Annotated in this window: 27 protein-coding genes; 25 read left to right on the forward strand and 2 right to left on the reverse strand. The window is 54.3% G+C overall.

Features of this window, described 5'->3' with window-relative positions:
• Positions 1–25 precede the first annotated feature (25 nt).
• Positions 26–976 carry an acetyl-CoA carboxylase carboxyltransferase subunit alpha gene (locus tag ABYP39_RS00450; protein WP_372748456.1) on the forward strand — a complete coding sequence of 317 codons (951 nt, stop codon included), beginning with the start codon at positions 26–28 and terminating at the stop codon, positions 974–976.
• 20 nt (positions 977–996) lie between these two features.
• Positions 997–2,259: a tRNA lysidine(34) synthetase TilS gene (tilS, locus tag ABYP39_RS00455; protein WP_372748457.1), complete on the forward strand. Its 1,263-nt coding sequence runs from the start codon at positions 997–999 to the stop codon at positions 2,257–2,259.
• Positions 2,260–2,343: 84 nt separating this feature from the next.
• On the opposite strand, the gene ABYP39_RS00460 is transcribed toward tilS, so the two are convergent.
• Together ABYP39_RS00460 and ABYP39_RS00465 are read right to left on the reverse strand one after the other, a co-directional pair.
• Positions 2,344–4,002 (reverse strand): Na/Pi symporter, encoded by a 1,659-nt coding sequence (locus tag ABYP39_RS00460; protein WP_372780748.1) that lies wholly within the window; start codon positions 4,000–4,002, stop codon positions 2,344–2,346.
• Positions 3,999–4,823, reverse strand: coding sequence for a polyphosphate kinase 2 family protein (locus tag ABYP39_RS00465; protein WP_372748788.1), 825 nt, complete (start codon positions 4,821–4,823; stop codon positions 3,999–4,001). Before ABYP39_RS00465 ends, ABYP39_RS00460 begins: the two co-directional genes overlap by 4 nt.
• Positions 4,824–4,993: 170 nt before the next feature.
• On the opposite strand from ABYP39_RS00465, the gene ABYP39_RS00470 reads away from it, so the two are divergent.
• From ABYP39_RS00470 to ABYP39_RS00580, 23 genes are all read left to right on the forward strand, one after another.
• A complete protein-coding gene (locus ABYP39_RS00470) occupies positions 4,994–5,380 on the forward strand; it encodes a VOC family protein (protein WP_372748790.1) in 387 nt (128 codons plus the stop codon).
• A gap of 222 nt (positions 5,381–5,602) precedes the next feature.
• Positions 5,603–5,989: an STAS/SEC14 domain-containing protein gene (locus ABYP39_RS00475; protein WP_372748787.1), complete on the forward strand. Its 387-nt coding sequence runs from the start codon at positions 5,603–5,605 to the stop codon at positions 5,987–5,989.
• Positions 5,990–6,325: 336 nt separating this feature from the next.
• Positions 6,326–7,774: a Fe-S cluster assembly protein SufB gene (sufB, locus tag ABYP39_RS00480; protein ID WP_372748786.1), complete on the forward strand. Its 1,449-nt coding sequence runs from the start codon at positions 6,326–6,328 to the stop codon at positions 7,772–7,774.
• A 77-nt stretch (positions 7,775–7,851) separates the two neighbouring features.
• On the forward strand, positions 7,852–8,601 hold the full coding sequence (sufC, locus tag ABYP39_RS00485; RefSeq protein ID WP_372748785.1) for a Fe-S cluster assembly ATPase SufC: 750 nt from the start codon (positions 7,852–7,854) through the stop codon (positions 8,599–8,601).
• Positions 8,601–9,908, forward strand: coding sequence for a Fe-S cluster assembly protein SufD (gene sufD, locus ABYP39_RS00490; protein ID WP_372780749.1), 1,308 nt, complete (start codon positions 8,601–8,603; stop codon positions 9,906–9,908). The genes sufC and sufD overlap by 1 nt, the downstream gene beginning before the upstream one ends.
• Entirely contained in the window at positions 9,905–11,149 is a 1,245-nt protein-coding gene (locus ABYP39_RS00495; protein WP_372780750.1) for an aminotransferase class V-fold PLP-dependent enzyme, read from the forward strand. Before sufD ends, ABYP39_RS00495 begins: the two co-directional genes overlap by 4 nt.
• A 34-nt stretch (positions 11,150–11,183) precedes the next feature.
• Positions 11,184–11,561, forward strand: a complete 378-nt coding sequence (locus tag ABYP39_RS00500; protein ID WP_372780751.1) for a HesB/IscA family protein — start codon at positions 11,184–11,186, stop codon at positions 11,559–11,561.
• 14 nt (positions 11,562–11,575) lie between these two features.
• Complete coding sequence (gene sufT / locus ABYP39_RS00505; protein ID WP_372748359.1) at positions 11,576–12,109, forward strand: putative Fe-S cluster assembly protein SufT; 534 nt, start codon at positions 11,576–11,578, stop codon at positions 12,107–12,109.
• Complete coding sequence (locus ABYP39_RS00510) at positions 12,109–12,564, forward strand: SufE family protein (protein ID WP_372748360.1); 456 nt, start codon at positions 12,109–12,111, stop codon at positions 12,562–12,564. The genes sufT and ABYP39_RS00510 overlap by 1 nt, the downstream gene beginning before the upstream one ends.
• A 2-nt stretch (positions 12,565–12,566) precedes the next feature.
• A complete protein-coding gene (gene trmJ / locus ABYP39_RS00515) occupies positions 12,567–13,349 on the forward strand; it encodes a tRNA (cytosine(32)/uridine(32)-2'-O)-methyltransferase TrmJ (protein ID WP_372748361.1) in 783 nt (260 codons plus the stop codon).
• 53 nt (positions 13,350–13,402) lie between these two features.
• Positions 13,403–13,873: a Fe-S cluster assembly transcriptional regulator IscR gene (iscR, locus tag ABYP39_RS00520; protein WP_372748362.1), complete on the forward strand. Its 471-nt coding sequence runs from the start codon at positions 13,403–13,405 to the stop codon at positions 13,871–13,873.
• 5 nt (positions 13,874–13,878) lie between these two features.
• Positions 13,879–15,036 carry an IscS subfamily cysteine desulfurase gene (locus tag ABYP39_RS00525; protein ID WP_372748363.1) on the forward strand — a complete coding sequence of 386 codons (1,158 nt, stop codon included), beginning with the start codon at positions 13,879–13,881 and terminating at the stop codon, positions 15,034–15,036.
• A gap of 148 nt (positions 15,037–15,184) precedes the next feature.
• Positions 15,185–15,613 (forward strand): nucleoside-diphosphate kinase, encoded by a 429-nt coding sequence (gene ndk, locus ABYP39_RS00530; protein ID WP_372748364.1) that lies wholly within the window; start codon positions 15,185–15,187, stop codon positions 15,611–15,613.
• Between the two features lie 24 nt (positions 15,614–15,637).
• The gene (gene rlmN / locus ABYP39_RS00535) at positions 15,638–16,822 is read left to right on the forward strand and encodes a 23S rRNA (adenine(2503)-C(2))-methyltransferase RlmN (protein WP_372780752.1); all 1,185 of its coding nucleotides are present in this window, start codon (positions 15,638–15,640) and stop codon (positions 16,820–16,822) included.
• Positions 16,819–17,619, forward strand: a complete 801-nt coding sequence (gene pilW / locus ABYP39_RS00540) for a type IV pilus biogenesis/stability protein PilW (RefSeq protein WP_372748366.1) — start codon at positions 16,819–16,821, stop codon at positions 17,617–17,619. Before rlmN ends, pilW begins: the two co-directional genes overlap by 4 nt.
• Positions 17,612–18,034: a helix-turn-helix domain-containing protein gene (locus tag ABYP39_RS00545; RefSeq protein ID WP_372748367.1), complete on the forward strand. Its 423-nt coding sequence runs from the start codon at positions 17,612–17,614 to the stop codon at positions 18,032–18,034. The genes pilW and ABYP39_RS00545 overlap by 8 nt, the downstream gene beginning before the upstream one ends.
• 2 nt (positions 18,035–18,036) lie before the next feature.
• Positions 18,037–19,152, forward strand: a complete 1,116-nt coding sequence (gene ispG / locus ABYP39_RS00550; protein WP_372748368.1) for a flavodoxin-dependent (E)-4-hydroxy-3-methylbut-2-enyl-diphosphate synthase — start codon at positions 18,037–18,039, stop codon at positions 19,150–19,152.
• 28 nt (positions 19,153–19,180) lie between these two features.
• Positions 19,181–20,458, forward strand: a complete 1,278-nt coding sequence (gene hisS, locus ABYP39_RS00555; RefSeq protein ID WP_372758240.1) for a histidine--tRNA ligase — start codon at positions 19,181–19,183, stop codon at positions 20,456–20,458.
• 14 nt (positions 20,459–20,472) lie between these two features.
• Positions 20,473–21,156 carry a YfgM family protein gene (locus ABYP39_RS00560; protein WP_372780753.1) on the forward strand — a complete coding sequence of 228 codons (684 nt, stop codon included), beginning with the start codon at positions 20,473–20,475 and terminating at the stop codon, positions 21,154–21,156.
• Positions 21,153–22,334 (forward strand): outer membrane protein assembly factor BamB, encoded by a 1,182-nt coding sequence (gene bamB / locus ABYP39_RS00565; protein WP_372780754.1) that lies wholly within the window; start codon positions 21,153–21,155, stop codon positions 22,332–22,334. Before ABYP39_RS00560 ends, bamB begins: the two co-directional genes overlap by 4 nt.
• A 6-nt stretch (positions 22,335–22,340) precedes the next feature.
• Positions 22,341–23,759 carry a ribosome biogenesis GTPase Der gene (der, locus tag ABYP39_RS00570; RefSeq protein WP_372758242.1) on the forward strand — a complete coding sequence of 473 codons (1,419 nt, stop codon included), beginning with the start codon at positions 22,341–22,343 and terminating at the stop codon, positions 23,757–23,759.
• A gap of 52 nt (positions 23,760–23,811) precedes the next feature.
• A complete protein-coding gene (locus ABYP39_RS00575; protein WP_372748981.1) occupies positions 23,812–24,204 on the forward strand; it encodes a group III truncated hemoglobin in 393 nt (130 codons plus the stop codon).
• A 223-nt stretch (positions 24,205–24,427) separates the two neighbouring features.
• Positions 24,428–24,871 (forward strand): Zn-ribbon domain-containing OB-fold protein, encoded by a 444-nt coding sequence (locus ABYP39_RS00580; protein ID WP_372748980.1) that lies wholly within the window; start codon positions 24,428–24,430, stop codon positions 24,869–24,871.
• The last annotated feature ends 2 nt before the right edge of the window (positions 24,872–24,873 follow it).

Here is a 24,873-nt window from a genome sequence, read left to right on the forward strand (position 1 = left end):
GAGACTCAGCAGAGAAAGCCCAGTAATGAATCCGAACTATCTAGACTTTGAACAGCCCATCGCCGAACTGGAAACCAAGATTCAGGAATTGCAGTTGGTGGGCAACGACAACGATCTCAACATTACTGAGGAAATCAACAAACTGCGGGAAAAGAGCACCAAGCTCACCGAAAAGATTTTCGGCTCGTTGACCTCATGGGATATCGTCAAAGTGGCGCGCCACCCCATGCGTCCCTACTCGCTGGACTACATCAATCGTATCTTTGATGATTTCGATGAGCTGCATGGCGACCGTCGGTTTGGCGATGATAAGGCCATCGTTGGGGGTATTGCCCGCCTTGGTGGCAAGCCGGTGATGGTGATTGGTCAAGAGAAGGGCCGCGGCGTGCAGGAGAAGGTCAAGCGCAACTTTGGTATGCCTAAACCCGAAGGTTATCGCAAGGCCCTGCGTCTGATGGAACTGGCTGAGCGTTTTAAATTGCCGGTGATTACGTTGATTGATACACCCGGAGCCTATCCTGGTATCGACAGCGAAGAGCGGGGCATCAGTGAGGCCATCGCCCAGAACCTGGCGGTTATGTCGCGCCTGAAAACCCAAGTTATCTGTGTTGTGGTGGGTGAGGGCAGTTCTGGTGGAGCCATTGGCATTGGCGTTGGTGATCACTTGGCCATGCTTCAGTATTCCACCTACTTTGTCATCTCGCCAGAAGGCTGCGCCAACATCATCTGGAAAACCAGCGAGAAAGCGCCGGATGCAGCGGAAGCCATGGGGGTTACCTCCACTGTGTTGGAAGAATTGGGCATTGTTGATGCCACCATTCCCGAGCCATTGGGCGGTGCCCATCGGGATATCGACCTGATGGCCGAGCGATTGAAGAAACACCTGTTGGAACAGCTGCAGGAATTGCAATCTCAGCCGATGGACGATTTGCTGGCGCGACGCTACGAGCGCCTGATGTCATACGGTAATAGCTAAGGCGCTTTGCCGGGTTCGCTATGGAATCCGTACTTCTAGACACACTGAAGCCATATCTCGACCGCCCACGCTGGGTGGTTGCCTTCAGTGGCGGGCTGGATTCCACGGTGCTGTTGCACGCACTTACCCGGTTAAAAGAGCATCCCTCCCTGCATGCCCTGCACATCCACCATGGGCTGCAGGCGCAGGCTGATGATTGGCAGCGACACTGTAAGCAGTTTGCCGAATCGCTGGGTGTGTCTTTTCACACCGCGAATGTGTCTGTTGATGACTGCGCCAGCGTCGAGGACGCAGCGCGTCGCGCACGCTATGCAGCCTTTGGTGATGCCCTGAATGCAGGTGATGTGCTGTTGCAGGCCCACCATTTGGATGATCAGGCGGAAACGCTGCTTTTACGATTGTTTCGCGGCACCGGTCTTGAAGGCTTGAAAGGTATTCCCACCGCCCGCGAGCTGGGCGATGCCATACTTGTTCGGCCGTTGCTCGGGCTGTCTCGCGCCGAACTTGAAGACTATGCCAGAGAGCACCAGCTCAGCTGGATAGAAGACCCCAGTAACCACGACACCGGCTTCGATAGAAACTACTTGCGCCACAACGTGCTGCCACAGGTGGAGGCCCGCTGGCCGGCCTACCGCGCTACGCTGGCCAGGCTAGCCAGCCTTGCGGAAAGTGCGCTGCCCGAAGATTCCATCAGCAACTTGACCTTTCACACTCGCACAAGCACCTGGTCCGCACTTGATCTTGAGTCGCTGCGCAGTCTGGATGAGGGCAGTCGCAATGCTGCGCTGCGCCAGTGGTTGTCGCAGACCGGGCTCACCCCTTCGCTGGCACAACTGCAGGCACTACAGAAATCCATGCTTTGGTCTTCCGCAGACGCAGAACCCGTATTCGAGCTGGGCGAGTTTCAAGTGCGCCGTTTTAAGGAAGTATTGTATATCACCAGCCTTACACCATTTGATCCGAGCCTTGAGTTGGCATGGGACGGTGGTTCGGTGTTGGATATTCCCGGCGTAGGCAAGCTTAGTGCAGTCGGTGGCAGTCAGCCAGAGCGGTTTACGGTGCATTTTCGTCGTGGCGGTGAACGCTGTCAGCCTGCAGGTAGGGCGCATTCCCAACGACTGAAAAAGTTGCTCCAGGAAAGTGATGTGCCGCCTTGGCGGCGTGATCGGCTGCCGCTGATATATCTGGATGGGGAGCTAGCCGCCGTTGCCGACCTTTGGGTTTGCGCAGATTACGCCGAACGGCTGGCAGAGTGGCGTTTTGTCTGGGAGCCTGCAGGCTAAATTACGGTATATGCCGCAAAGCCCGCGACGGGCAACCGTATAGAGTTGTCTACGCCAGCTGCGCCACGCGCATTGAGCTGCAGGCTAGCCGCCGACGGACTGCAGTACAGGTGGCTGTGCCGCGAGCTCCAAGCCGTCGGGCGGGGGGAGGTTGGTGAACACGCGCAGCAACTCCCGGCCGCATTCATCGGTTTCCCGGATAATATTCATCAAACTGGAAAAGCCCACCCCATCGACGCCATCAGAGCGGTATGCATCATCGCTCAGCCTTTGCATCTCCTTGCGATGTATGGCGTCTTCCTGCGCCAGAGAGCCGTGACTCAATTCGCCGTTAAGTGTTGCCTGCCCCATCGTCAGCAAATGTTCCATTCGTCGTTTCAGGGCTTCTCGAAGCGTTGTCGCACTGTCAGCGCTGTCGCTCCACAGTGGTTCCATATCGTCCTGCACGTCCTTGATGGACTTGGCCGCATACACGGCCTTGCGTACGCTCGCCAGGAGTGATTCGAGATGGTTTCGTTGCTCCGGCGCCAGGCCGTCTATCTGGTTGGCGTAGGCCGCGATCTCACCTTCCAGCTCTTTCAATGATTCATAGTGATCCAGATAAACACCCATGCCGGGAGGAAGGGGTGTTAAAGGATTGCCGTGGCTGGCGTAAAATTGCATTTGACTGTGATACGCCTGTCCGAGCAGCTGAAAAGTGCGCGCCAGCAGTAGCAGGGTTTCTTGATGGAGCGCGACGGCGGCGGCTTCGGGGATTGACACCGGGACCTTGTGGATAATCTCCGTCACGCCGTGATGCTGGCCGACATTCTGCTCCAGCCAGTCTGCCAGCCGGCGAATGATGGGCAGTACCAGAAAGATGCCGATGAAATTGAAGCTGCTGTGAAATACCACCAGTTGCAGCAGGTTGTCATTCAGGTCGACGCGATCAAAAACGTAGGGCGCCAGCGGTAGCATGACAAAATAGGCGAATAGCGCTGTGAGGGTGTTGTAGATCAGGTGGAACATCGACACCTGCCGTTTTACGGAGGCGCCTGAAGCACCCGCCAGCAGTAGGGTACTGGTCGTACCCAGATCAGCGCCGATCACCATGGCTGCTGCCGCAGTGAAATCAAACAGCCCGGCATGCAGGCCTGACAGCACGAGCATGACCACCGCCGATGACGACTGAATGACGGCCGCCAGTAGCAGGCCCAGGCCAAGAAACCAGATAATAGACCAACCCACCAGAAAGCTGAGGTCCGTGTTTTTGGCCAGATCTTCAACACCGGTTTTCATGGCGTCCAGACCAAATAGCAATAGGCCCAGCCCCAGCATTAGATGCCCCAGGCTTTCCCAGCGCAGGCGACCGTCGAGCCATACCTTCAGTAGCGCACCGATACCCATCAGCGGCAGCGCGAAGGCGTCCAGTTCGAGTTTGAATCCCAGCCAGGTCACGATCCAGCCGGTCATGGTGGTGCCCAGGTTTGCGCCAAGAATTACCCCCAGTGCGTTGCGCATGGGCATGACACCAGCTCCCACGAAGGCCAGTACCAGTAGCCCAAGCAGGGAGCTGCTTTGCAGCAGTGCGGTGAGAATTACGCCCAGCGGCACGGCCAGCCACAGGCTGGCGGTGGCACCGCGTAAGGACTTGACCACGGCCCGGTTCAACAGGGATTTCAGTGACAACTCGAGAAAAAACATACCCAGCATGAACAGGCCGAGACCAGATACCAGCAAGCTCCAGTCAATCGAGAAACTCATTTGTTCTCCAGTTCGTTCAGGTACTGCTGTCGTATTGCCTGATCGCCAGACGGGTAAGGTCCGGCGAGCTTTTGTAAAGCTTCCAGCACGCGCAGGCAGACCACGCGACGGCACAGGCCTTTATCGTCGGCCGGCACAATATGCCAGGGCGCGTCGTCAGTGTGTGTCTGACGCAGGGCTTCGTCAGCATAACCCAAGTGCCGGGCACGTTCATGCCAGCTGTGAATGTCAGAGGGGTCGAATTTCCAGTGTCGCTCCGGGTCAGTTAGTCGCTGTTTCAGGCGCTCGCGCTGCTTTTTGCGTCCGATATGCAGCCAGAATTTCAACGTCGCAGTGCCATTGAGTGCCAGATGCTTTTCGAACTGTCGGATGGATTGGTACCGTGCCATCCAATGGCTGTCAGGCTCTGGCTTGTCGTCTGTAAGACAGCGTTCCGCCAACACGGCCTCATAGTAACTGCGATTCATCAACGTGACTTTGCCCACAGAGGGTAGGTGGGGTTGTACCCGCCAGAGAAAATCGTGCGCGCGCTCAAGGCTGCTGGGTACGCCAAATCCAACCGCCTGAAAGCCCATAGGGTCCATTCCTGCGCACACCGCACGAATGCAGCCGTCTTTGCCGCTGGTGTCCAGACCCTGAAAGATAATGAGCAATGCCGCTTTTCGCGATGCCCAAAAGCGGCGCTGTGCGGCGACAAGTGCGCCCTGCACGTCGGGCAGTTTCAGCGGCGAAAAATCGTCCGGAAAGCCACTGGCGTATTTCTCCAACGACCGGTCTGAGCCGCTCTGCAGTGCCCAAGAAGAATGGCCTAGCTTTAACATTCTGTTATCCAATCAAGGACATGAAGTCAGTATAGAACAGGGCTGAGCCGTGTGATGTGGTTAGATGATGAAATTCCGGGAGAGGCAGGCGGCGGTGTTAATAGCCCTTTTTGCTTTTCACCTGTGTCTGCGATGAAATGGCAGTGCAACTATCGACGAAAGTGTTGACCATGTTCAAACGTATCCATCATGTGGCGATCATCTGCTCAGACTATGTGGTATCAAAACGGTTCTATACTGAAATACTGGGTTTGAGGGTGCTTGCCGAAAACTACCGGCCGGATCGGGACTCTTACAAGCTTGATTTGTGTTTGCCTGATAACAGTCAGATTGAGCTGTTTTCTTTCCCGGGCAGCCCGGCACGTCCTAGTTATCCTGAGGCGCAGGGCCTGCGGCACCTCGCGTTTGCGGTAGATGATGTAGTACAGGCCGCCGCACATCTCAATAGGCATGGGGTCGAAACCGAAGCCATCCGTGTCGATGAATACACCGGGCAGCGCTTCACTTTCTTCCAGGATCCAGATGGGCAGCCGCTAGAAATTTACGAGTCAGTGTAGCGCCGTTTTGAAGCGTAGCCCCTGCGTTTGACTAAAACACATTGGCGCTACGCTGAGTGCTAGCGGCGACTTTTTAGTCATTGTAATAAGGGCTTTCACGGCTTTTAGAATATTGCTTCATATACCCCCTAAAGTTACTTCTCGTGATTCACCTCTTAACTATACTCTGCGTATCGTAGTGCCCGCCGGGGCCGTAACAGGTGACAGCACGAGGATAAGACCATGCTTACCATCACACCTACTGATCAAAATCGCGTTGATATTGAAATGCAGGGCTCTATCACAAAAGAGGAGATGCAAAACTTTCTTCAAGAGCTGCATCAGGTCGCTGCAAACATGGAGCACGGGCACATGGTATTCAATGTCAGTGACTTTCACTGGCCGTCGTTGGGCGCTATCGGTTTTGAGTTAACCCACATCGGTGCATTTTTCAAAGCCTATAAACACTTTGAGCGTATCGCGGTACTCTGCGATAAAACCTGGGTGCGCAAGGTGAGTGATTGGGAGGGGCACCTTCTGTCCTGGGTTGAAATAAAAGGCTTTACGTTGGATGAGCGGGAGCTGGCTATTCACTGGCTCGAGCACGGAGATGCTGAACAGGCTGCCTGAATAACGGCAGACGTACCGCCTTCCTGTCTTTTGATCTTCATGGCGCCGGGCTGGCTCCCGGTCGCTGTGATAGATGCTTCCCGTAAGTTAGTATTCGCTGATTTCCCTCCTCTATTGGCGCTGCTTCCGTCAGCGCTGATGCTTGAAATATGGCGTGAGCCGGTATGTGACTTCAGGCCACAAATCAGGCCTCTATAATAGTTGAGTAATTTACTAGGTTTTGTCACAATATAGGGCGCTTTCACGGCGGGCCCTGATATGCGTATAGCTGTCGGGGGCGGTCTTGTAGGTGAGCTGTAGTTAATTGATTTCTATAGAATTATTGAGTCCAAGACTATGTCACAAGGCGAACAGGCCCAAATCGATACCCTGCTGAAAAACGACTACGAGGCAGGTTTTTATACCTCGGTCGAGTCAGATACCTTGCCTCCCGGGTTGGATGAGGACGTCATCCGCTTTATTTCCGGCAAAAAGGGTGAGCCCGAATGGATGCTGGAGTGGCGTCTTGAAGCTTATCGCGGCTGGCTGGAAATGACCGAACCGGAGTGGGCGCACGTGCGTTACCCCAAGGTCGATTTTCAGGCCTTGTCTTATTTCTCTGCACCGAAAAGCATGGCGGACAAGCCCAAGAGCCTGGAAGAAGTTGATCCAGAGCTGTTGCGTACCTACGAGAAGCTGGGCATTCCGCTACATGAGCAGGAAATGCTGGCCGGTGTTGCCGTGGATGCGGTGTTCGATTCTGTGTCTGTGGCGACCACTTTCCGTGGCAAACTCAAAGAGGCGGGCGTCATTTTCTGCTCGATTTCAGAGGCGGTGCATGACTATCCGGAGCTGGTGAAGAAATATCTGGGGTCCGTGGTACCGCGAAAAGACAATTTCTATGCGGCGCTGAACAGCGCGGTATTCAGCGACGGATCCTTCGTTTACATACCCAAGGGCGTGCGTTGCCCGATGGAGTTGTCCACCTACTTTCGAATCAACGAAGCCAAAACCGGTCAGTTCGAGCGCACCCTGATTATCGCCGAAGAAGGCAGCCATGTGAGCTACCTTGAAGGCTGTACAGCCCCCATGCGCGATGAAAACCAGTTGCACGCCGCTGTGGTTGAGCTGGTGGCACTGGATAATGCGCAGATCAAGTATTCCACTGTGCAGAACTGGTATCCCGGCGACAAGGAAGGCAAGGGCGGTATCTACAACTTTGTGACCAAGCGCGGTGTGTGTCACGACAGCGCCAAGATTTCCTGGACTCAGGTAGAAACCGGATCTGCGGTTACCTGGAAATACCCCAGTGTGGTACTGCGCGGTGACAACAGCGTGGGTGAATTTTATTCGGTCGCGCTGACCAATAATTTCCAGCAGGCCGATACCGGTACCAAGATGATCCACATGGGCAAGAACACCCGCTCAACCATCATTTCCAAAGGTATTTCCGCAGGTCAGAGTCAGAATGCCTACCGCGGCCTGGTGCGGATGAGCCAGCGCGCTGAAGGCGCTCGCAATTACACTCAGTGCGATTCCCTGTTGATCGGTGATCGCTGTGGTGCCCATACCTTCCCGTATATCGAAAGTCGTAATCCGAGCGCGGTGGTGGAACACGAGGCGACCACGTCCAAGGTGAGTGAAGATCAGCTTTACCTGTGCCAACAGCGCGGGTTGGATGCGGAGAAAGCGGTATCGCTGATCGTGAACGGATTTTGTAAAGAGGTGTTCAAGGAGCTTCCCATGGAGTTTGCGGTAGAAGCCGGCAAACTGCTGGAAGTGAGCTTGGAAGGTTCTGTAGGTTAACAGTCTTAAGGGTTCGGTTGCTTAACACACCGTTAGCGAAATCAGAGCCTGTAAAAGTTTTTGGAGAAAATCAGTCCATGTTGTCTATCAAAGATTTACGCGCCAATGTCGGTGACAAAGAAATACTGAAAGGCCTCAGCCTGAATGTGAAGGCCGGTGAAGTGCACGCCATTATGGGGCCGAACGGTTCCGGTAAGAGCACCCTTGGTCACGTATTGGCCGGTCGGGAAAACTACGAAGCAACTGCTGGCAGCGTCGAATTTGATGGCAAGAATCTGCTCGAGATGGATATCGAGGAGCGCTCTCGCGAAGGCCTGTTTCTGGCATTCCAGTACCCGGTTGAAATCCCCGGCGTGAGCAATATGGAGTTCTTGAAAACTGCCGTCGACGCAGTGCGCGAACACCGAGGTCTGGAAGCGATTGATTCCGTACAGTTTATGAAACTGGCGCGGGAAAAGTGCAAAGCGGTAAATCTGGATGACCAGTTTCTTAAACGCGGTGTAAATGAAGGGTTTTCCGGCGGTGAGAAAAAGCGCAACGAGCTGATGCAAATGATGCTGCTCGAACCCAAGCTGTGCATCATGGATGAGACTGACTCTGGCCTTGATATTGATGCGCTGCAAGTGGTTGCTGAAGGTGTTAATGCCATGCGCAGTGAAGATCGCGCCATTGTTCTGGTGACGCACTATCAGCGTCTACTTGATTATATTCAACCAGACTACGTGCACGTACTCTCCGGCGGCAGGATCATCAAATCCGGCGATCGCTCGCTGGCGCTGGAGCTGGAAGAAAAAGGCTACGGCTGGATCACGAAAGAGGTCGCGTAATGACAGCGTTTACCCAACAAGCGGCAGATTTAACGCCAGCGGGACTCGACTGGCTGGCCGACTTTAACAAGCGTGGCCGCGATCGCTGGAAAGTCACCCCGTTTCCAACTCGCAAAACCGAAAGCTGGAAATACACTAGCTTGCAAGCGTTGGCTGACGGTAGCTATTTGCGCTGGTCGCAGGCAAGAGGCGCTGAACTCTCCGAGCAGGTAGACGCCATTGAAGGTCTGGATGCCTGTGCGCTGGTTTTCGTAAACGGTGTTTTTGCCGAGAACCTGTCGTGCAATAAGTTGCCGGAAAGCGTGGAGATCGTGCGTTTTTCTCAAGCCAATGCCAAGCAACAAAAGGTAATTCTGGCGAAGCTCGGTAGCATAGCCGACAGTGAAAAGCACCTGTTTGCGGCCCTGAACGACAGCTGGCTGCAAGAGGGCGTTTACCTGCATGTGGCGAAAAATGCCCAGCTTAAAACACCCATTTACATACACCATATTACGACGCCTGAGACCGAGAACTTTGCGGTGAATCAGCGCTTGCTGTTACATGTGGAAACGTCAGCTGAAGCGACAGTGGTTGAGCATTTCAGTAGCACTGATGAAGCACAAAACTGCTTTACCAATGCGGTAACCGAAGTGCAGCTCGATGCTAACGCACGCCTGACGCACTACCATCTGCATCTGGAGGAGGAGAATACCCTTCATATCGGTGGAGTGCATGTGAACCTGGAGCGCGATGCCACGCTCAACAGTTTTATGATGAGCCTGGGCGCCAACCTGCAGCGCACCGATGTTGTGGTTAATCACAAAGGCGAAGGCGCGCATTGTGGTTTGAATGGCATTTACCTGCCGAACCACAAACACACGGTGGATTTTCATACCTGTATTGAACATGCCGTACCCAACTGCACCACGCATGAAGTGTTTCGCGGCATTATCGGCGATCACGGCAAGGCGGTATTCAATGGTCGTATCCATATTCATCAGGACGCCCAGAAAACCGTTGCCGATCTCAGCAATAAAAATCTGCTGACAAGTCATAGCGCGGAAGTGGATACCAAGCCGGAGCTGGAAATTTACGCCGATGACGTAAAATGTAGCCACGGAGCGACCATAGCCCGGTTGGAGGAAAAGGCGCTGTATTACCTGCAAAGCCGGGGTGTGGATCGTGAACGGGCAGAAATTATGCTCAGCTTTGGTTTTATCAATGAGTTGTTGGAACAGCTGGCCCATATTCCGGTGCGCAATTATCTGACACCGCTAGTGTCTGAACTGTTCGAGAAAAAATTTGACCGGGCGAGGGCTGCGGCATGAGTGCGGCAGCGGCATCCATCAAGGGGTTTGATGCCAGTGCCCTGCGCAGTGACTTTCCAGTATTGCAGCAGGAGGTCAATGGTCAGCCCCTGATTTATCTCGACAATGCGGCGACCACGCAGAAACCGCAGTCGGTGATTGATGCGCTGTCTCATTACTATTCGCACGATAACTCCAATGTGCATCGCGGTGCCCACACGTTGAGTGATCGCGCGACGCTTGCCTTTGAAGATGCCCGCAAAAAAGTGGTGCAGTTTATTAACGCCTCCAGCACGAAGGAGGTGTTATGGACTCGTGGTACCACCGAAAGCATTAATCTGGTCGCCAGCAGTTACGCCCGTTCGGTGTTAAAAAAAGGCGATCGGATTCTGGTGTCGGCGATGGAGCATCATTCCAATATCGTGCCCTGGCAACTCGCCGCGCAGGCATGCGGCGCCGAGGTTGTGCCCATTCCCGTATCCGAAAATGGCGAGCTTGAGCTGGAAGCATACAAAGTATTGCTCGATGAGCGGGTCAAGCTGGTTGCGGTAGGACATGTATCGAATGCGCTGGGCACGGTTAATCCTGTCAAGGAAATTACTGAGCTGGCCCACAAGGCCGGTGCAAAAGTCCTGATCGATGGCGCCCAAGGTGTGCCGCACTTTGACGTGGATGTGCAGGCGCTGGACTGTGATTTTTATGCTTTTTCCGGCCACAAAATGTATGCCCCCACAGGGATTGGGGTGTTGTACGGCAAAGAGTCATTGTTGGAACAGATGCCGCCCTATCACGGCGGTGGCGAAATGATCAAAACCGTGAGTTTTGAAGGCACGACCTTTAACGAACTGCCTTTTAAGTTCGAGGCGGGCACACCCAATATTGGTGGTGCCGTGGCCCTCGCGGCGGCGGTGGATTATCTGCAGGCGTTGGATCGCACGGCATTGGCCGCCCATGAGGCAGCTCTGATGCAATATGCTCATGATAAGGCTGGTCAGTTTGATGGGCTCAAGCGCATCGGCTGTGCCAAGACGATTGCTGGCGCCTTCTCATTTTTGCTTGAGGGCGTGCACCCGGCAGATGTCGGTATGTTGCTCGATCAGCAGGGCATTGCGGTGCGCACGGGCGATCACTGTGCCCAGCCCATTATGAAACAGTTTGGAATTCCGGGCACAGTGCGGGCCTCTTTTGCCCTATATAACACCTTTGAGGACATCGATGCCCTGTTTGCCGGATTGGCGAAAGCCAAAACTTTTTTGCTTTGAGTTGCTCTAAGTCAACAGTGGTTGGAGTGAGAGTATGAGTGTAGAAACCTTTGTACCCGGAACAGAACCTTCTGGAACGGATGTGCCTGCCTTGAGCGTCACCGACGCGGCGCAGGAACACTTTCGCAAGCAGCTGGCCGAAAAGCCGGATGCTGCGATTCGCTTGTCGGTGAAGGAAAGTGGCTGTACCGGTTACAAGTATGTGATCGATATTGTCGAGCAGAAAAAGGCTGATGATATTGCGATTGTTCTTGATAACGGCGTCAACCTGTATGTGGCGCCGGATGCCATGGCGATGATGCGTGGCACCACGATTGACTACACCCGAGAAGGCCTTAACCGCACATTGAAGTTTATCAATCCGAACGTATCGGATGAGTGCGGCTGTGGCGAAAGCTTTAGTGTGAATTGAGGTTAGCGAAACACATGGAACGCAGAATGGTGACCACAGTCACCGATTGTCCGGGGCGGATTGTTCCGGTGGGCACCCCCATTACCATCCCCAAGGACAACTTTGTCACTATCACCCAGGCGTTGGGAGGTAATTACACCGTAACCTACAACGGCAATATGGTGCGGGTTGATGGTACTGATGCGGCGGCGCTCGGTTTGGAACCGGAAGTTTTGGCGTTCGAGCAGCCCGATGGCGAAGACATCCTTGAGGAGCAGGTTTGGGATGCTCTGCGCACTGTGTTTGATCCGGAAATCCCCGTAGATCTTGTAAACCTCGGGCTGATATACAAAGTGGAGATTGATCAATCCGCGAAAGCAGTGGATATCGAGATGACGCTGACTGCGCCGGGTTGCGGTATGGGCCCTGTGCTGGTGGGCGACGTCGAGTACCGCGTGGCGCAGGTGCCAAATGTGCGGGCTGTGACGGTGGAGCTGGTGTTTGATCCGCCATGGAATCGGGAAATGATGTCGGAAGAGGCTCAGCTGGAAACGGGGATGTTTTACTGATGGATGCGCGTGTAAGCGACAACCCTTTTGGGCGCAGTATTACGGCAGACGATATTGTCGATACCCTCGGGTTTTTCGACAGCTGGGAAGACCGCTACAAATACATTATTGATCTGGGTAAGGAATTGCCCGATATGCCCGACGATTTGAAAACAGATGATCGTCTTATTCGTGGTTGTCAGAGTCAGGTGTGGCTGGAAACTGAGAAGCACGCCGACAGCTTCGAGTTTCAGGCAGACAGTGATGCCTTTATTGTGAAAGGGCTGCTGGGGGTAATCCTTGCTGCCTACAACAATAAAGCCGCAAACGAGATATTAGCGTTCGATATTGAACAGTATTTTGAACAGCTGGACTTGCTGCGCCACCTAAGCCCCACGCGCGGCAATGGTTTGCGAGCCATGGTGCAGCGTATCCGCGATATTGCTGCCGATAAGGCTGCAGGGCAGGCAGGTTAATCATGTCACTGGATAATATTCGCATTGTTCTGGTGAACACCTCCCATCCGGGCAATATCGGTGCGGTGGCGCGGGCCATGAAAAATATGTGTGTCAGTGACCTGGCATTGGTGGCACCGAAAAAGTTTCCCCACGACGAAGCCACCTGGCGCGCCTCTAACGCGACTGATGTGCTGGACAACGCGACGGTGTTTGAAACGCTGGAAGATGCCATTGCCGATTGCGCTTTGGTGATCGGTACCAGCGCGAGAGGGCGGCGAATTCCGTGGCCGCTGCTGGATCCGCGCCATTGTGCGAAGCAGGCCTACGGTGAAGCCAGCAAGCACAAAGTCGCGCTGGTATTTGGTCGTGAAGATCGCGGTTTAACCAATGAAGAGCTGCAGCAGTGCAATCTACACGTCAATATTCCGGCGAATGAGGAATACAGCTCGCTGAATCTCGCGATGGCGGTACAGGTGCTTTGCTACGAGCTACGCATGACCTCGCTGGACGGCGAGCTCAGTGGCAATCCGTTGGAAGAGTGGGATCAGCCGCCAGCCACGGCTGACGCGTTAGAGCGCTATATGGAGCATCTCGAAGAAACCCTGATTGCACTGGGCTTTCTACGCGCGGATGCGCCCAAGCAATTGATGACCCGGCTGCGCCGTCTGTATACCAGAGCGCGGCCAGATGAGATGGAAATGAATATTCTGCGTGGCATTCTTACCTCCACGCAGTATCAGCTACGCCAGCAAAATGCTGACACGCCATCGGCCGCTGCGGCCGACGAAAGCAGTTCTGCTTAGATAACTTGGGAGTCTCGTGTGCGATGCAGCACGAGGGGAGGTCATAGAGAACAATGCGATTGACCACAAAAGGCCGTTACGCGGTCACGGCGATGCTGGATCTGGCGCTGCACAGTGATCAGGGGCCGGTGAGCCTGTCCGAGATTTCCTCGCGCCAGCATATTTCCCTGTCCTATCTCGAGCAGCTGTTTGCCAAGCTGCGCCGCCGGGGTCTGGTAAAAAGTATTCGCGGTCCGGGTGGTGGTTACTGTCTCGACAAAGCAACTGAAGAGACCTTCGTGGCGGACATTATCGACGCCGTTGATGAGAGCGTTGATGCCACCAACTGCTCTGGAGAGGCCAACTGTCAGGAAGGAGAGGTTTGTCTCACACACCATCTGTGGAGCGACCTCAGTGACCAGATTCATACCTTTCTCAGCGGCATCAGCCTGGCAAGTCTGGTACAGCGCAGCGAAATTCAGCAGATTGCCAGCCGCCAGAATCATCGCGAAGCCGATCATATCGCTATGACATTGGTAGAGTGAGCTCAATGCAGTCGCCTATCTATCTCGATTACGCTGCAACCACACCAGTTGATGCGCGTGTTGCCGACAAAATGGCTGCCTGTCTGACGCTTGAGGGTAACTTTGGAAACCCGGCGTCGCGCTCACACCTATTGGGTTGGAAGGCCGAAGAGGCGGTAGAAAATGCCCGCCGACAGGTCGCTGACCTGATCGGGGCGGATAATCGGGAAATTGTCTGGACCTCAGGCGCCACCGAGGCCGATAACCTGGCCATCAAGGGTATTGCAGAGGCTTACAGTGAGCGGGGCAAGCATATTATTACCTCGCGCATTGAGCACAAAGCCGTGCTGGATACTTGTGAGTACCTGGCCAGCCGAGGCTTCTCTATTACCTACCTAGAGCCCGACGCTGCAGGTGTGGTCAGCCCGGAAGCTGTGGCGACGGCGCTGCGCGACGATACGATTCTGGTCAGCCTGATGCACGTAAACAATGAGCTCGGTGCAATCAACGATATTGCCGCTATTGGTAGCGTTCTGAGTGAGCATCAGGCTTTCTTCCATGTCGATGCGGCGCAGAGTGTGGGTAAGCTGCCGATTGACCTGGCGACGCTGTCAGTAGATCTGATGTCGATTTCCGCTCATAAATGCTATGGCCCGAAAGGCATTGGCGCACTGTATGTGAAGCGTCGCAGCCAGTGTCAGCCACTGCCTCAGATGCACGGTGGTGGCCACGAACGCGGGTTGCGATCAGGTACATTGCCCACGCATCAGATTGTTGGCTTTGGCGAGGCTTGCGCATTGGCCGCAGAATCGCTTGAGGATGAGAGACAGCGACTGGCGGGGCTGCGCGAGCAGTTTCTCACTGGGCTACGGGCGCTGGATGGCCTGACGATTAATGGAGACGGTTGGCCCGGCATCGTCAATGTCAGCTTTGCCGGCGTTGATGGCGAGTCTTTGCTGATGTCGCTGCGCAATCTGGCGGTTTCTACCGGATCGGCTTGTGCTTCGGCTACTCTGGAGCCCAGCTATGTGTTGCGGGCGATAGGTATTAGCGACACGCTAGCGCTGAGTTCTGTGCGTTTCAGTTTTGGTCGCTATAGCACCGCTGGGGAGCTGGAGAGTGCGGCCAATCAGGTCGTGGATGCGGTAAGTCGGTTGCGCGGCAGCGCGCAGCAGGCGAACTAGGCTATTCACCGCCTGACTTCCCGTCATTCCTGAGGTCACGCCATATTCATTTAGCTCAGATAAGCTTATAATTAGCGGATTTTGTGAACGAACCAGCGGCTGTCGCTGGTTTTTTTAAATACTTTGTTTTTATTGGAGAAATTGACTGATGGCTGTGGAACGTACTCTTTCCATTGTGAAACCTGACGCGGTAGCGAAAAATGTGGTTGGCGAGATCTATAGCCGCTTTGAAAAAGCGGGTTTGCGTATTGTTGCTGCCAAAATGCTGCGCCTGAGCCGTGCGCAAGCCGAAGGTTTCTACGCAGAGCACAAAGGCCGTCCTTTCTTCCCGGCGTTGGTCGACTTTATGACCTCTGGTCCCGTGACTGTTCAGGTGCTGGAAGGCGAAAACGCTATTGCCAAAAACCGTGAGCTGATGGGTGCCACCAACCCGAAAGAAGCCGAGCCCGGCACCATTCGTGCTGACTTTGCGGAATCTATCGATGCCAATGCGGCGCACGGATCTGATTCAGCAGCCTCTGCCGAGCGTGAAATTGCATATTTTTTCGCTGCCAGCGAAATCTGCGATCGCGACTAAGATCAGCGCGCAAGGTAAAACGCCATGAGTGAATCTGCCAGCCAGCCGCCCCTGAACCCAGGGCAGGTGCAACCGGTCAACCTGCTGGGGATGACCCGAGCCCACCTGGCAGAGTTTATGGCGTCGCTGGGCGAGAAGCCGTTTCGCGCCCAGCAACTCCTCAAATGGATGCATCATCGCGGTGTAGACGATTTCGAGGAAATGACGGATATGGGCAAGGCGCTTCGGGCCAAGCTCAAAACGGTGGCAGAAATACGGCCGCCGGAGATACTTCGTCAGCTGGATTCCAAAGACGGTACACGCAAGTGGGCGATCGGTGTCGGTGGCGGTAATGTGGTCGAAACCGTGCTGATTCCAGACGGTGAGCGCGCCACATTGTGTGTGTCGTCACAGGTTGGCTGTAGCCTTGATTGCAGTTTTTGCTCCACAGGTAAGCAGGGCTTTCAGCGCGACCTGACAGCGGCTGAAATTATTGGCCAGGTTTGGCAAGCTATTAAATCCTACGATGGCTTTGGGGCAAAAAAACGTATTGTCACCAACGTAGTCATGATGGGTATGGGTGAACCCCTGCTCAATTTCGACAACGTTGTTGCCGCTACCGATTTAATGATGGACGATTTTGGCTATGGCCTGTCCAAGCGGCGAGTGACCCTCAGTACGTCCGGTGTGGTCCCCAAACTGTATGATCTGGCCAAAGTTTCCCAGGTGTCGTTGGCGGTCTCTCTGCATGCGCCCAACGATGCACTGCGCAATGAATTGGTGCCAATCAACAAACGCTATCCCATTGCCGAGTTACTCGAAGCCTGTCGTCACTATATTGACTGTCAGCCTGATATTCATCGGGTTGTAACCGTTGAGTACACGCTCATTGCCGGTGTTAACGACCAGCCCGAGCACGCCCATGAACTGGCGGCTCTACTCAAGGATTTTCCCTGCAAAATTAACCTGATCCCTTTTAACCCCTTTTCACTGTCTGATTACTCGCGCCCCAGCAAAAATGCGACGCGACGCTTTTGGGAGATTCTGACCAAGGCGGATTTCGTGACCACAGTGCGAACAACTCGCGGTGATGATATTGATGCAGCGTGCGGTCAGTTGGCCGGTGAAGTGGTAGATCGAACGCGGCGCAATGCGCGCCATGTATTGCGCGCGTCTCAGGGTAAGCAGCCCGGATTGCCAGAAGAAATCAAGGTGATGAATATTCCATGAGTGTGCGTAGTCTGATCCAACCCTGTTTGATTCTGCTTGGTAGCGCTCTGTTGTCCGCCTGTGTGACTACAACCGATTCGCCCTATAGTGACAAGAAAAATGAAGCCAAAGCATTGGAACTGTCATCGCAGTTAGCGCGTACCTACATCCACTCAGGTGAGTGGAATGCAGCCAAACGCCACTTGCGCTACGCGATTGAGACCGATCCAAAAAATGTGGAGGCACACGAGGGCCTCGCGCTGGTGTTTCAGAATACCGGTGAGCTGGAGCTGGCTGAGAAGCACTACCAGTCAGCACTCAAATACGGTTCTGAAAACTCACGGGTTCGGAATAATTACGCGGCCTTCCTCTTTGGTTTGGAGCGCTACAACGAAGCGGCGAAAGAGTTCGAACGTGTCGTTGAAGATGTGCTCTATGAAGGCCGCTTGAATGCCTTCCTCAACTTGGGCCGCTGTTACGAAAAACTCGATAGACCTAAAGACGCGGTGACCACCTACAAGCGCGCCTACTTCATGGATAAGGTCTCAAGGCCAGCGATGCTGGGTCTGGCGCGAAGTAACTACGCGTTGGGTGATTACCCCTCTGCACAGGCTTTCTACGATGAATACCGTCGGCTGTCAGATAAGCAGTCTGCCGCCAGCCTGTGGCTGGGGATTCGACTGGCCGATGTTTTTGGCGATCAGAATACGCATGCAAGTTATGCGTTGGCATTGAAGAATCTGTACCCAAAGTCTCGAGAATATCTGGAATACAAGGCATACCTCGCAGCGCAGAACGGAGGTGATGAAAGTGAGTGATCTTGAACCGGGCAGCAGCCTGCGCGAAGCGCGAGAGGCCGCCGGATTAACCGCGCAGGATGTAGCAGACAGCCTCAATCTATTGGTTTCCCATGTTGAAGCGATTGAAGCCAACGAATTTCAGCGGATGAACGCCGACATATTTGTGCGCGGCTATGTTCGCAGTTATGCACGCTTCCTGAATCTGTCACCCGAGCCTTTGCTGAGAGCAACCGAGCCCTATTTAAAGCCTGCGACTGCCAGAAAGGTAACACGCGATATTACTGTTCAATCGCCGATCAAGCCCATGCACAAGGTCATCGCATCGCTGGTAGTCGCCGCGCTGCTTTGGCTCGGCGCGAACTGGATATTTGCGCACGCAGACACGGCATACCCTGAATCTGCGAATGCGACAGAACAGCACAACGAGGTCTGAACATGCTGCATGAATCTCCTATCGTCCGTCGCAAGTCCCGTCAGATAATGGTAGGCAATGTGCCGGTTGGGGGTGATGCTCCCATTTCTGTGCAAAGCATGACCAATACCGATACCTGTGACGTGGCGGCGACTGTCGCTCAGATACGGCAGCTTGAAACCGCCTGTGCTGATATTGTTCGGGTTTCCGTGCCTTCGATGGAGGCTGCGGAAGCGTTTCGAGATATACGTGCTCAGGTAAATGTACCGCTGGTTGCCGACATTCATTTTGATTACAAAATCGCGCTGAAAGTTGCCGAGTACGGCGTTGATTGTCTGCGGATTAATCCGGGTAATATTGGTCGCGAGGATCGAGTGCGCGCGGTGATCGACGCGGCGCGAGACAAAAATATCCCTATCCGTATTGGTGTAAATGCCGGCTCGCTGGAAAAAGACCTGCAGCGCAAGTACGGTGAGCCGACGGCCGATGCGCTGGTTGAGTCAGCCATGCGGCATGTCGATATTCTCGATAAGTTTGATTTCCCGAATTTCAAGGTCAGTGTCAAAGCTTCCGACGTGTTTCTGGCCGTGGGTGCGTACCGCAAACTCGCCACGTTGATAGAGCAACCACTGCATCTGGGGATTACCGAAGCCGGCGCACTGCGCGGTGGAACGGTTAAAAGCTCGGTTGGTCTGGGCATGCTGTTGATGGACGGTATCGGCGACACCATTCGGGTATCGCTGGCGGCAGACCCGGTTGAAGAGATCAAGGTTGGCTATGAAATTCTTAAGAGTCTGAAACTTCGCTCAAAGGGCATTAATTTTATTGCTTGCCCGAGCTGTTCGCGCCAGAACTTTGATGTTATCGGCACCATGAATGAGCTGGAAGCCAGATTGGAAGACGTCACTACGCCAGTGAATGTTGCGGTTATCGGTTGCTTCGTCAACGGCCCAGGTGAATCCAAGGAAGTGGAGATCGGTGTAACCGGAGCCAGCCCCAGTAACATGATTTATATCGACGGTAAAACAGATCACAAAGTGCAAAGCGGTGAACTGATTGATCATCTGGAGCATCTGATTCGCGAGCGGGTTGCGAAAAAGCAGGCCGAGGAAAACGACATTATTGTGCGTCAGGCTTGAGTGTCGACGCAGACAAGGATTTAGCACGTTGGCAAAGATTCAATCTATCCGTGGCATGAACGACCTGCTGCCCGAGGACTCCCCACTCTGGCAGTATTTGGAAGGCAAATTGCAACATTTGCTGGCGCGTTACGGCTACAGTGAAATCCGCTTTCCGATATTGGAGCAGACGGAGCTGTTCAAGCGCTCCATTGGCGAAGTCACGGATATTGTCGAAAAGGAAATGTACACCTTCGAGGACCGGAACGGCGATAGTCTGACCTTGCGTCCGGAAGGCACAGCGTCGTGTGTGCGAGCCTGCGAGCAGCACGGTCTGTTATACAATCAGGTGCAGCGTCTATGGTACACCGGCCCCATGTTTCGGCACGAGCGCCCGCAGAAGGGCCGACTGCGCCAGTTTCACCAGGTAGGTGTGGAAGCCTTTGGAATGGTCGGTCCGGATATTGATGCCGAACTGATTGCACTAAGTGCCCGTTTCTGGGAAGAGCTGGGTATCACCGAAGGCTTGACGCTGGAGCTCAATACACTGGGTAGCAGCGATAACCGAAAAGCTTATCGCGAAGCACTGGTGGCCTATCTTGCGCCGCTGAAGGGACAGTTGGATGAGGACAGTCAACGTCGCCTTGAGACTAATCCGCTGCGAATTCTTGACAGCAAAAGTGAACAGACTCAGGCCCTGCTAAGTAATGCGCCAGTATTTGACGATTACCTGGATGAGGCGTCCAAGACGCATTTTGATGGGCTCTGTGCGCGACTCGACGCGCTCGGTATTGCCTACGTGCGCAATCCGAAGCTGGTTCGCGGGCTGGATTATTACGGTCTGACGGTATTTGAATGGACCACCAATCTGTTGGGCGCCCAAGGGACGGTATGTGCCGGTGGTCGGTATGACGGGCTGGTCGAACAGCTCGGTGGTAAAGCCACTCCGGCGGTCGGATTTGCGATGGGACTGGAGCGCCTGTGCCTGTTACTTGACGCAACCGACAATCTGCCGGAGAAAACAGCTCAGGCCGATGTCTATCTGGTAAGCTCCGGCACCCAGGCTGAAATTGCCGCCCTTAAACTGGCGGAACAGCTGCGCGGATCGCTCGATGTAAAGGTGGTGACCCACTGTGGTGGCGGCAGCTTTAAAAGCCAGTTCAAAAAGGCTGACAAATCCGGAGCGTGGCTGGCGGTCGTGATTGGCGAGACAGAAGCCGAGCAGGGCAAAGTACAGCTCAAGTGGCTGCGGGAAACCCGCGAACAACAGGAACTTGGGCAGGGTGAGTTGCTTGCCCTGTTACAACGTGAATTAAATAAAAACTGAATAAACACAGAGGTATGAGTGTGGAAACGTATCGCACGGACGAAGAACAGATTGAAGTACTGAAGAATTGGTGGCAGGAGAACGGCAAATCGATTGCGCTGGGTATTGTGGTAGCGATCGGTCTTGTTTTTGGCTGGCAGGGTTGGCAGAAGCAGCAGGACACGCGTAGTGCTGAGGCGGCGGCGACTTATCAAAGCTTGCTGGAAGCGGACGCGGCTGTTGAAAATGACAGCACCAAACTGTCCAGTGCAAAGCACTTTGCCGATACGCTTAAGGCTGAATTTGATGGCAGTACCTATGCTGTTTTCGGCGCGATGTACAAGGCCAAGTATGCAGCTCTGGAAAGCGACTGGCAGACGGCTGAGCAGGAACTGACTTGGGTTGTAGAGCAAAAGCCAGAAGCGCCGTTGTTGCTGCAGGCGAAGGTTCGGCTGGCACATGTGCTGCTTGCGCAGAAGCGATACGAAGATGCACAGCAGGCACTGGCAGGCACCGCACTTGGCAGTTATGCAGCGCTGATTGGCGAGACTCGCGGTGATATCTATCTTGCCCAAGGCGATAAGGCAGCCGCGCTGGCGGCCTATAAAGAAGCCAAAGCTGAGCTGGGCAAGCTGGAAAGCGCTTCACCCAACCCCTTGTTGGACATGAAAATCCGCGATCTTGAATCAAGTTCCGAGGATGGAGCCGATACTGAATGAAACCCTTGGCCAGATATCTGATTGTACTGGCGCCGCTTATGCTTGCGGCCTGTGCCGGTACTCCGGAGGAAAACGAACCCGCTGAATTGACAGACTTTGTCATTGAACGCGACGTTGAAAAGTTATGGTCTGCCGGTATCGGTAAAGGCCAGGGAAAAGGTCTGTACCAGCTGCGTCCAGCGATCGAGGGCGATACCATTTATGCCGTATCGGCTGACGGAAAATTGCAGGCTAGAGACAGCGCGACCGGCAAAAAACGTTGGAAGCGCGATCTGGAGCTGGCCGTTAGCGGTGGTGTCGGCATAGACAGCGAGCGCCTTTATTTGGGTACGGCCGAAGGCAAGGTCGTTGCCTATGATCTCAAAGGCGAACAGTTGTGGGAAACACAGCTCAACGGTGAAATACTGGCACCTCCGGTAAGCGATGAGGAGATCGTTGTCGCCCAGACTTATGACGGTCAAGTGGTGGGGCTTGATGCGCTCACCGGCGAAAAACTTTGGGCCTTTGCGGCATCGGTACCTCGGTTGACTCTGCGCGGCACCTCTACGCCGCTGCTCGATGGTCAGACTGTCTATGCCGGCCTGGCCAATGGCCGAGTCGTGGCACTGGATCGAAAGACTGGCGAGCTGCGCTGGGAGCAGCGTGTTGCGGTGCCCAAAGGCAGTACCGAAATCGAGCGACTGTCAGACGTTGATGGCAGCCTGTTACTACACAGCGGCGTGCTGTATGCCGTTGGGTATCAGGGAAAGCTCGTGGCGATTGATGTTCGCAGTGGTCGGCCCCTATGGGAGCGCGATCTGTCCAGCTACAGTGGTGCAGTGGAAGGCTACGGCAATATTTATGTGGCGGACGCGCAGGGCAGTATTCATGCCTTCGAGCAGAACGGGCAGGGCGTTGTCTGGACTCAGACGATCCTGGCGCGCCGTAAATTGACCGAGCCCGCGATTCTCAGTGGCAGCTTAGTGGTGGGTGATTTCGAGGGTTATCTCCACTTTGTGTCACAGATTGACGGTCACCTGGTGTCCCGCGTACGGGTAGACAGTAGTGGTGTACGTGCCCCGATGAGTGTTGCTGATGACAAGCTGTATGTATTCAGCAACGATGGCAAGCTGGTGGCCTACACTTTCGAGCGCGATAAGCCTGGCTTTTTCAAGCGTCTTTTTGGCGCCGACGAATAAATGAGCATGATTCCGGTTGTGGCCCTGGTCGGGCGTCCCAATGTGGGCAAATCGACACTGTTTAATCGGCTGACACGCAGTCGCGATGCCTTGGTGGCAGACTTCCCAGGCCTTACTCGCGATCGCAAGTACGGCGAGGTAACCCATGGGCGCAACCGTTTTATCGCGATTGACACGGGTGGTATTACCGGCGAAGAGGAAGGCATCGACACCGTCATGGCTGAGCAGTCGTTGGCGGCAATCGACGAAGCCGATGCAGTGCTCTTCCTGCTGGATGCGCGCGCAGGCCTGACACCGTCGGACTACGCGCTGGCTGCCAAATTTCGCAGTTCCGGCAAACCCTTCTACTACGTTATCAACAAGGTCGATGGCGTTGACCCCAATACCGCCATCGCCGAGTTTTATGAGCTGGGTGTCGAAAAGCTATACCCGATCACTGCCACTCACGGTCGTGGTGTGCGCTCGCTTCTGGATGAACTTGTTGCCGGGTTTCCCGTTGTCGACGAGGAGCCAGAGGATGAGAAGGCGGCCCGCGGCACCAGAATCGCCATTGTCGGGCGGCCCAACGTTGGTAAATCCACGCTGGTCAATCGCTTGCTGGGCGAAGACCGGGTGGTGGTCTACGATCAGCCGGGCACAACCCGTGACAGTATTTATATTGATTACGAGCGCGACGGCACGCCGTACACGCTGATTGATACGGCCGGGGTGCGACGTCGTAAAAATGTAAAAGAAGTGGTGGAAAAATTCTCCATCGTCAAAACCCTGAAAGCCATTGATGACTCCAACGTAACCATTCTGGTAATGGATGCTCGAGAAGGTGTTGTCGATCAGGATCTGCACCTGTTGGGTCAGGTGGTGGAGTCCGGCCGCGCCCTGGTGCTGGCGGTTAATAAATGGGACGGGCTTGAGCCTGATCACAAAGAACGCGTCAAGTTTGAGCTGGAACGGCGGCTGCAGTTTATTGATTACGCCGAAGTGCACTTTATCTCTGCCTTACACGGCACCGGGGTGGGTCATCTCTATGAGTCGGTGGATAAGGCCTACCATTCGGCCACAGATAAAATGTCCACTCGCCATCTGACGACGATCCTTGAAGGCGCTGTGTTTGATCACGCTCCACCAATGGTCAATGGTCGACGCATAAAACTGCGCTACGCCCACGCCGGCGGACAGAATCCGCCGATTGTCGTGATTCACGGCAATCAGACCGACAAAGTACCATCCAGTTATCAGCGTTACCTGGAAAAGACTTTTCGCCGTCATCTGGACATGGTGGGAACGCCGATTCGTATCGAATTTCGTACCAGTGAAAACCCCTTTGAGGGTAAGAAAAACAAGCTCACTTCTCGCCAAGTGAATCGCAAAAAGCGGTTGATGAAATTTGTGAAGAAGCGAGATTCGAAGAAGAAGCGCGGCAAATAGCCGGTTTTTCTTCGGTTGGCCTCGGCCGAGCTGACCCGATTGGTAAAACCCTATGGCAAAACCCGACCTCGACACACCAGAGCGTATCCGAGACTTCGTGCAAGCCTTCTACGATAAGCTGCTGGTGGACGAACGTCTGGCGCCTATCTTTCTCGATGTGGCCAATGTCGATATTCGAGAACACTTTCCCCGAATCCAAGCTTATTGGGAAAAGCTTCTGCTTGGTGAGAACAATTACAAACGCCACACCATGAATATTCATCGCCAACTCCACGACAAGCGGGAGCTGCGCGGCGCTGATTTTGATCAGTGGCTGGCGTATTTTACTGAAACGGTCGACGAGCACTTCGCGGGCGAGAAGGCTGAGCGGGCGAAACGGGTAGCCGGACAGATTGCCACAAATATGCACAAGGCACTTGAGCGGGAGTCGGGCAAGCCGCTGTAGTCTTTCCACCCTCATCTCGCGCTTTCAATACCCTCTGATCGGATTTGTCACACCGATAGGCCACATTCGGTCATTGAGTTATCCCCCTTCCTGCTCAATACTTGTCCCATGGTCGGCTAACTGCCGGTTTATTACAAAAAGTTTAATTTTTTCAGTGGATTAGAGTCGTTCAATGCGACTCTGATTGTTGTTAATTCAAGCCAGTAAGCAAGGAGACAGGCCTATGTCCGCCCAAGCGGAAGTACTGCAACAGGCGTTTACCCTCGGCTATACCTATACACGCACCACCGGGCCGGTGGTAGGACGTTTTCTCACGGCCCTGCGCGATCGCAAGATCGTCGGGATCAAGGGAAGCGATGGCAAGGTGATTGTACCGCCGATGGAATATGACCCCGTTACCGCTGAGGAACTCAGCGAATTTGTGGACCTGCCGGATACTGGCGTGGTGCGAACTTGGGCCTGGGTTAAGCATCCCCGTGACAAGCACCTTTTGGATCAGCCCTTTGCTTGGGCCCAGATCCAGATCGACGGTTCCGACATCCCCATGATTCACATGGTTGACGCTGGTGACGAATCGAAAATGAGCACCGGCATGAAAGTGAAGGTGCGCTGGGCTGAAGAAACCAAGGGTTTCATCACCGATATCGCCTGCTTTGAGCCAGCTTGAGG

This window comes from Litorivivens sp. (assembly GCF_041625495.1).
In the GTDB taxonomy this organism is placed as follows: Bacteria; Pseudomonadota; Gammaproteobacteria; order Pseudomonadales; family Spongiibacteraceae; genus Litorivivens.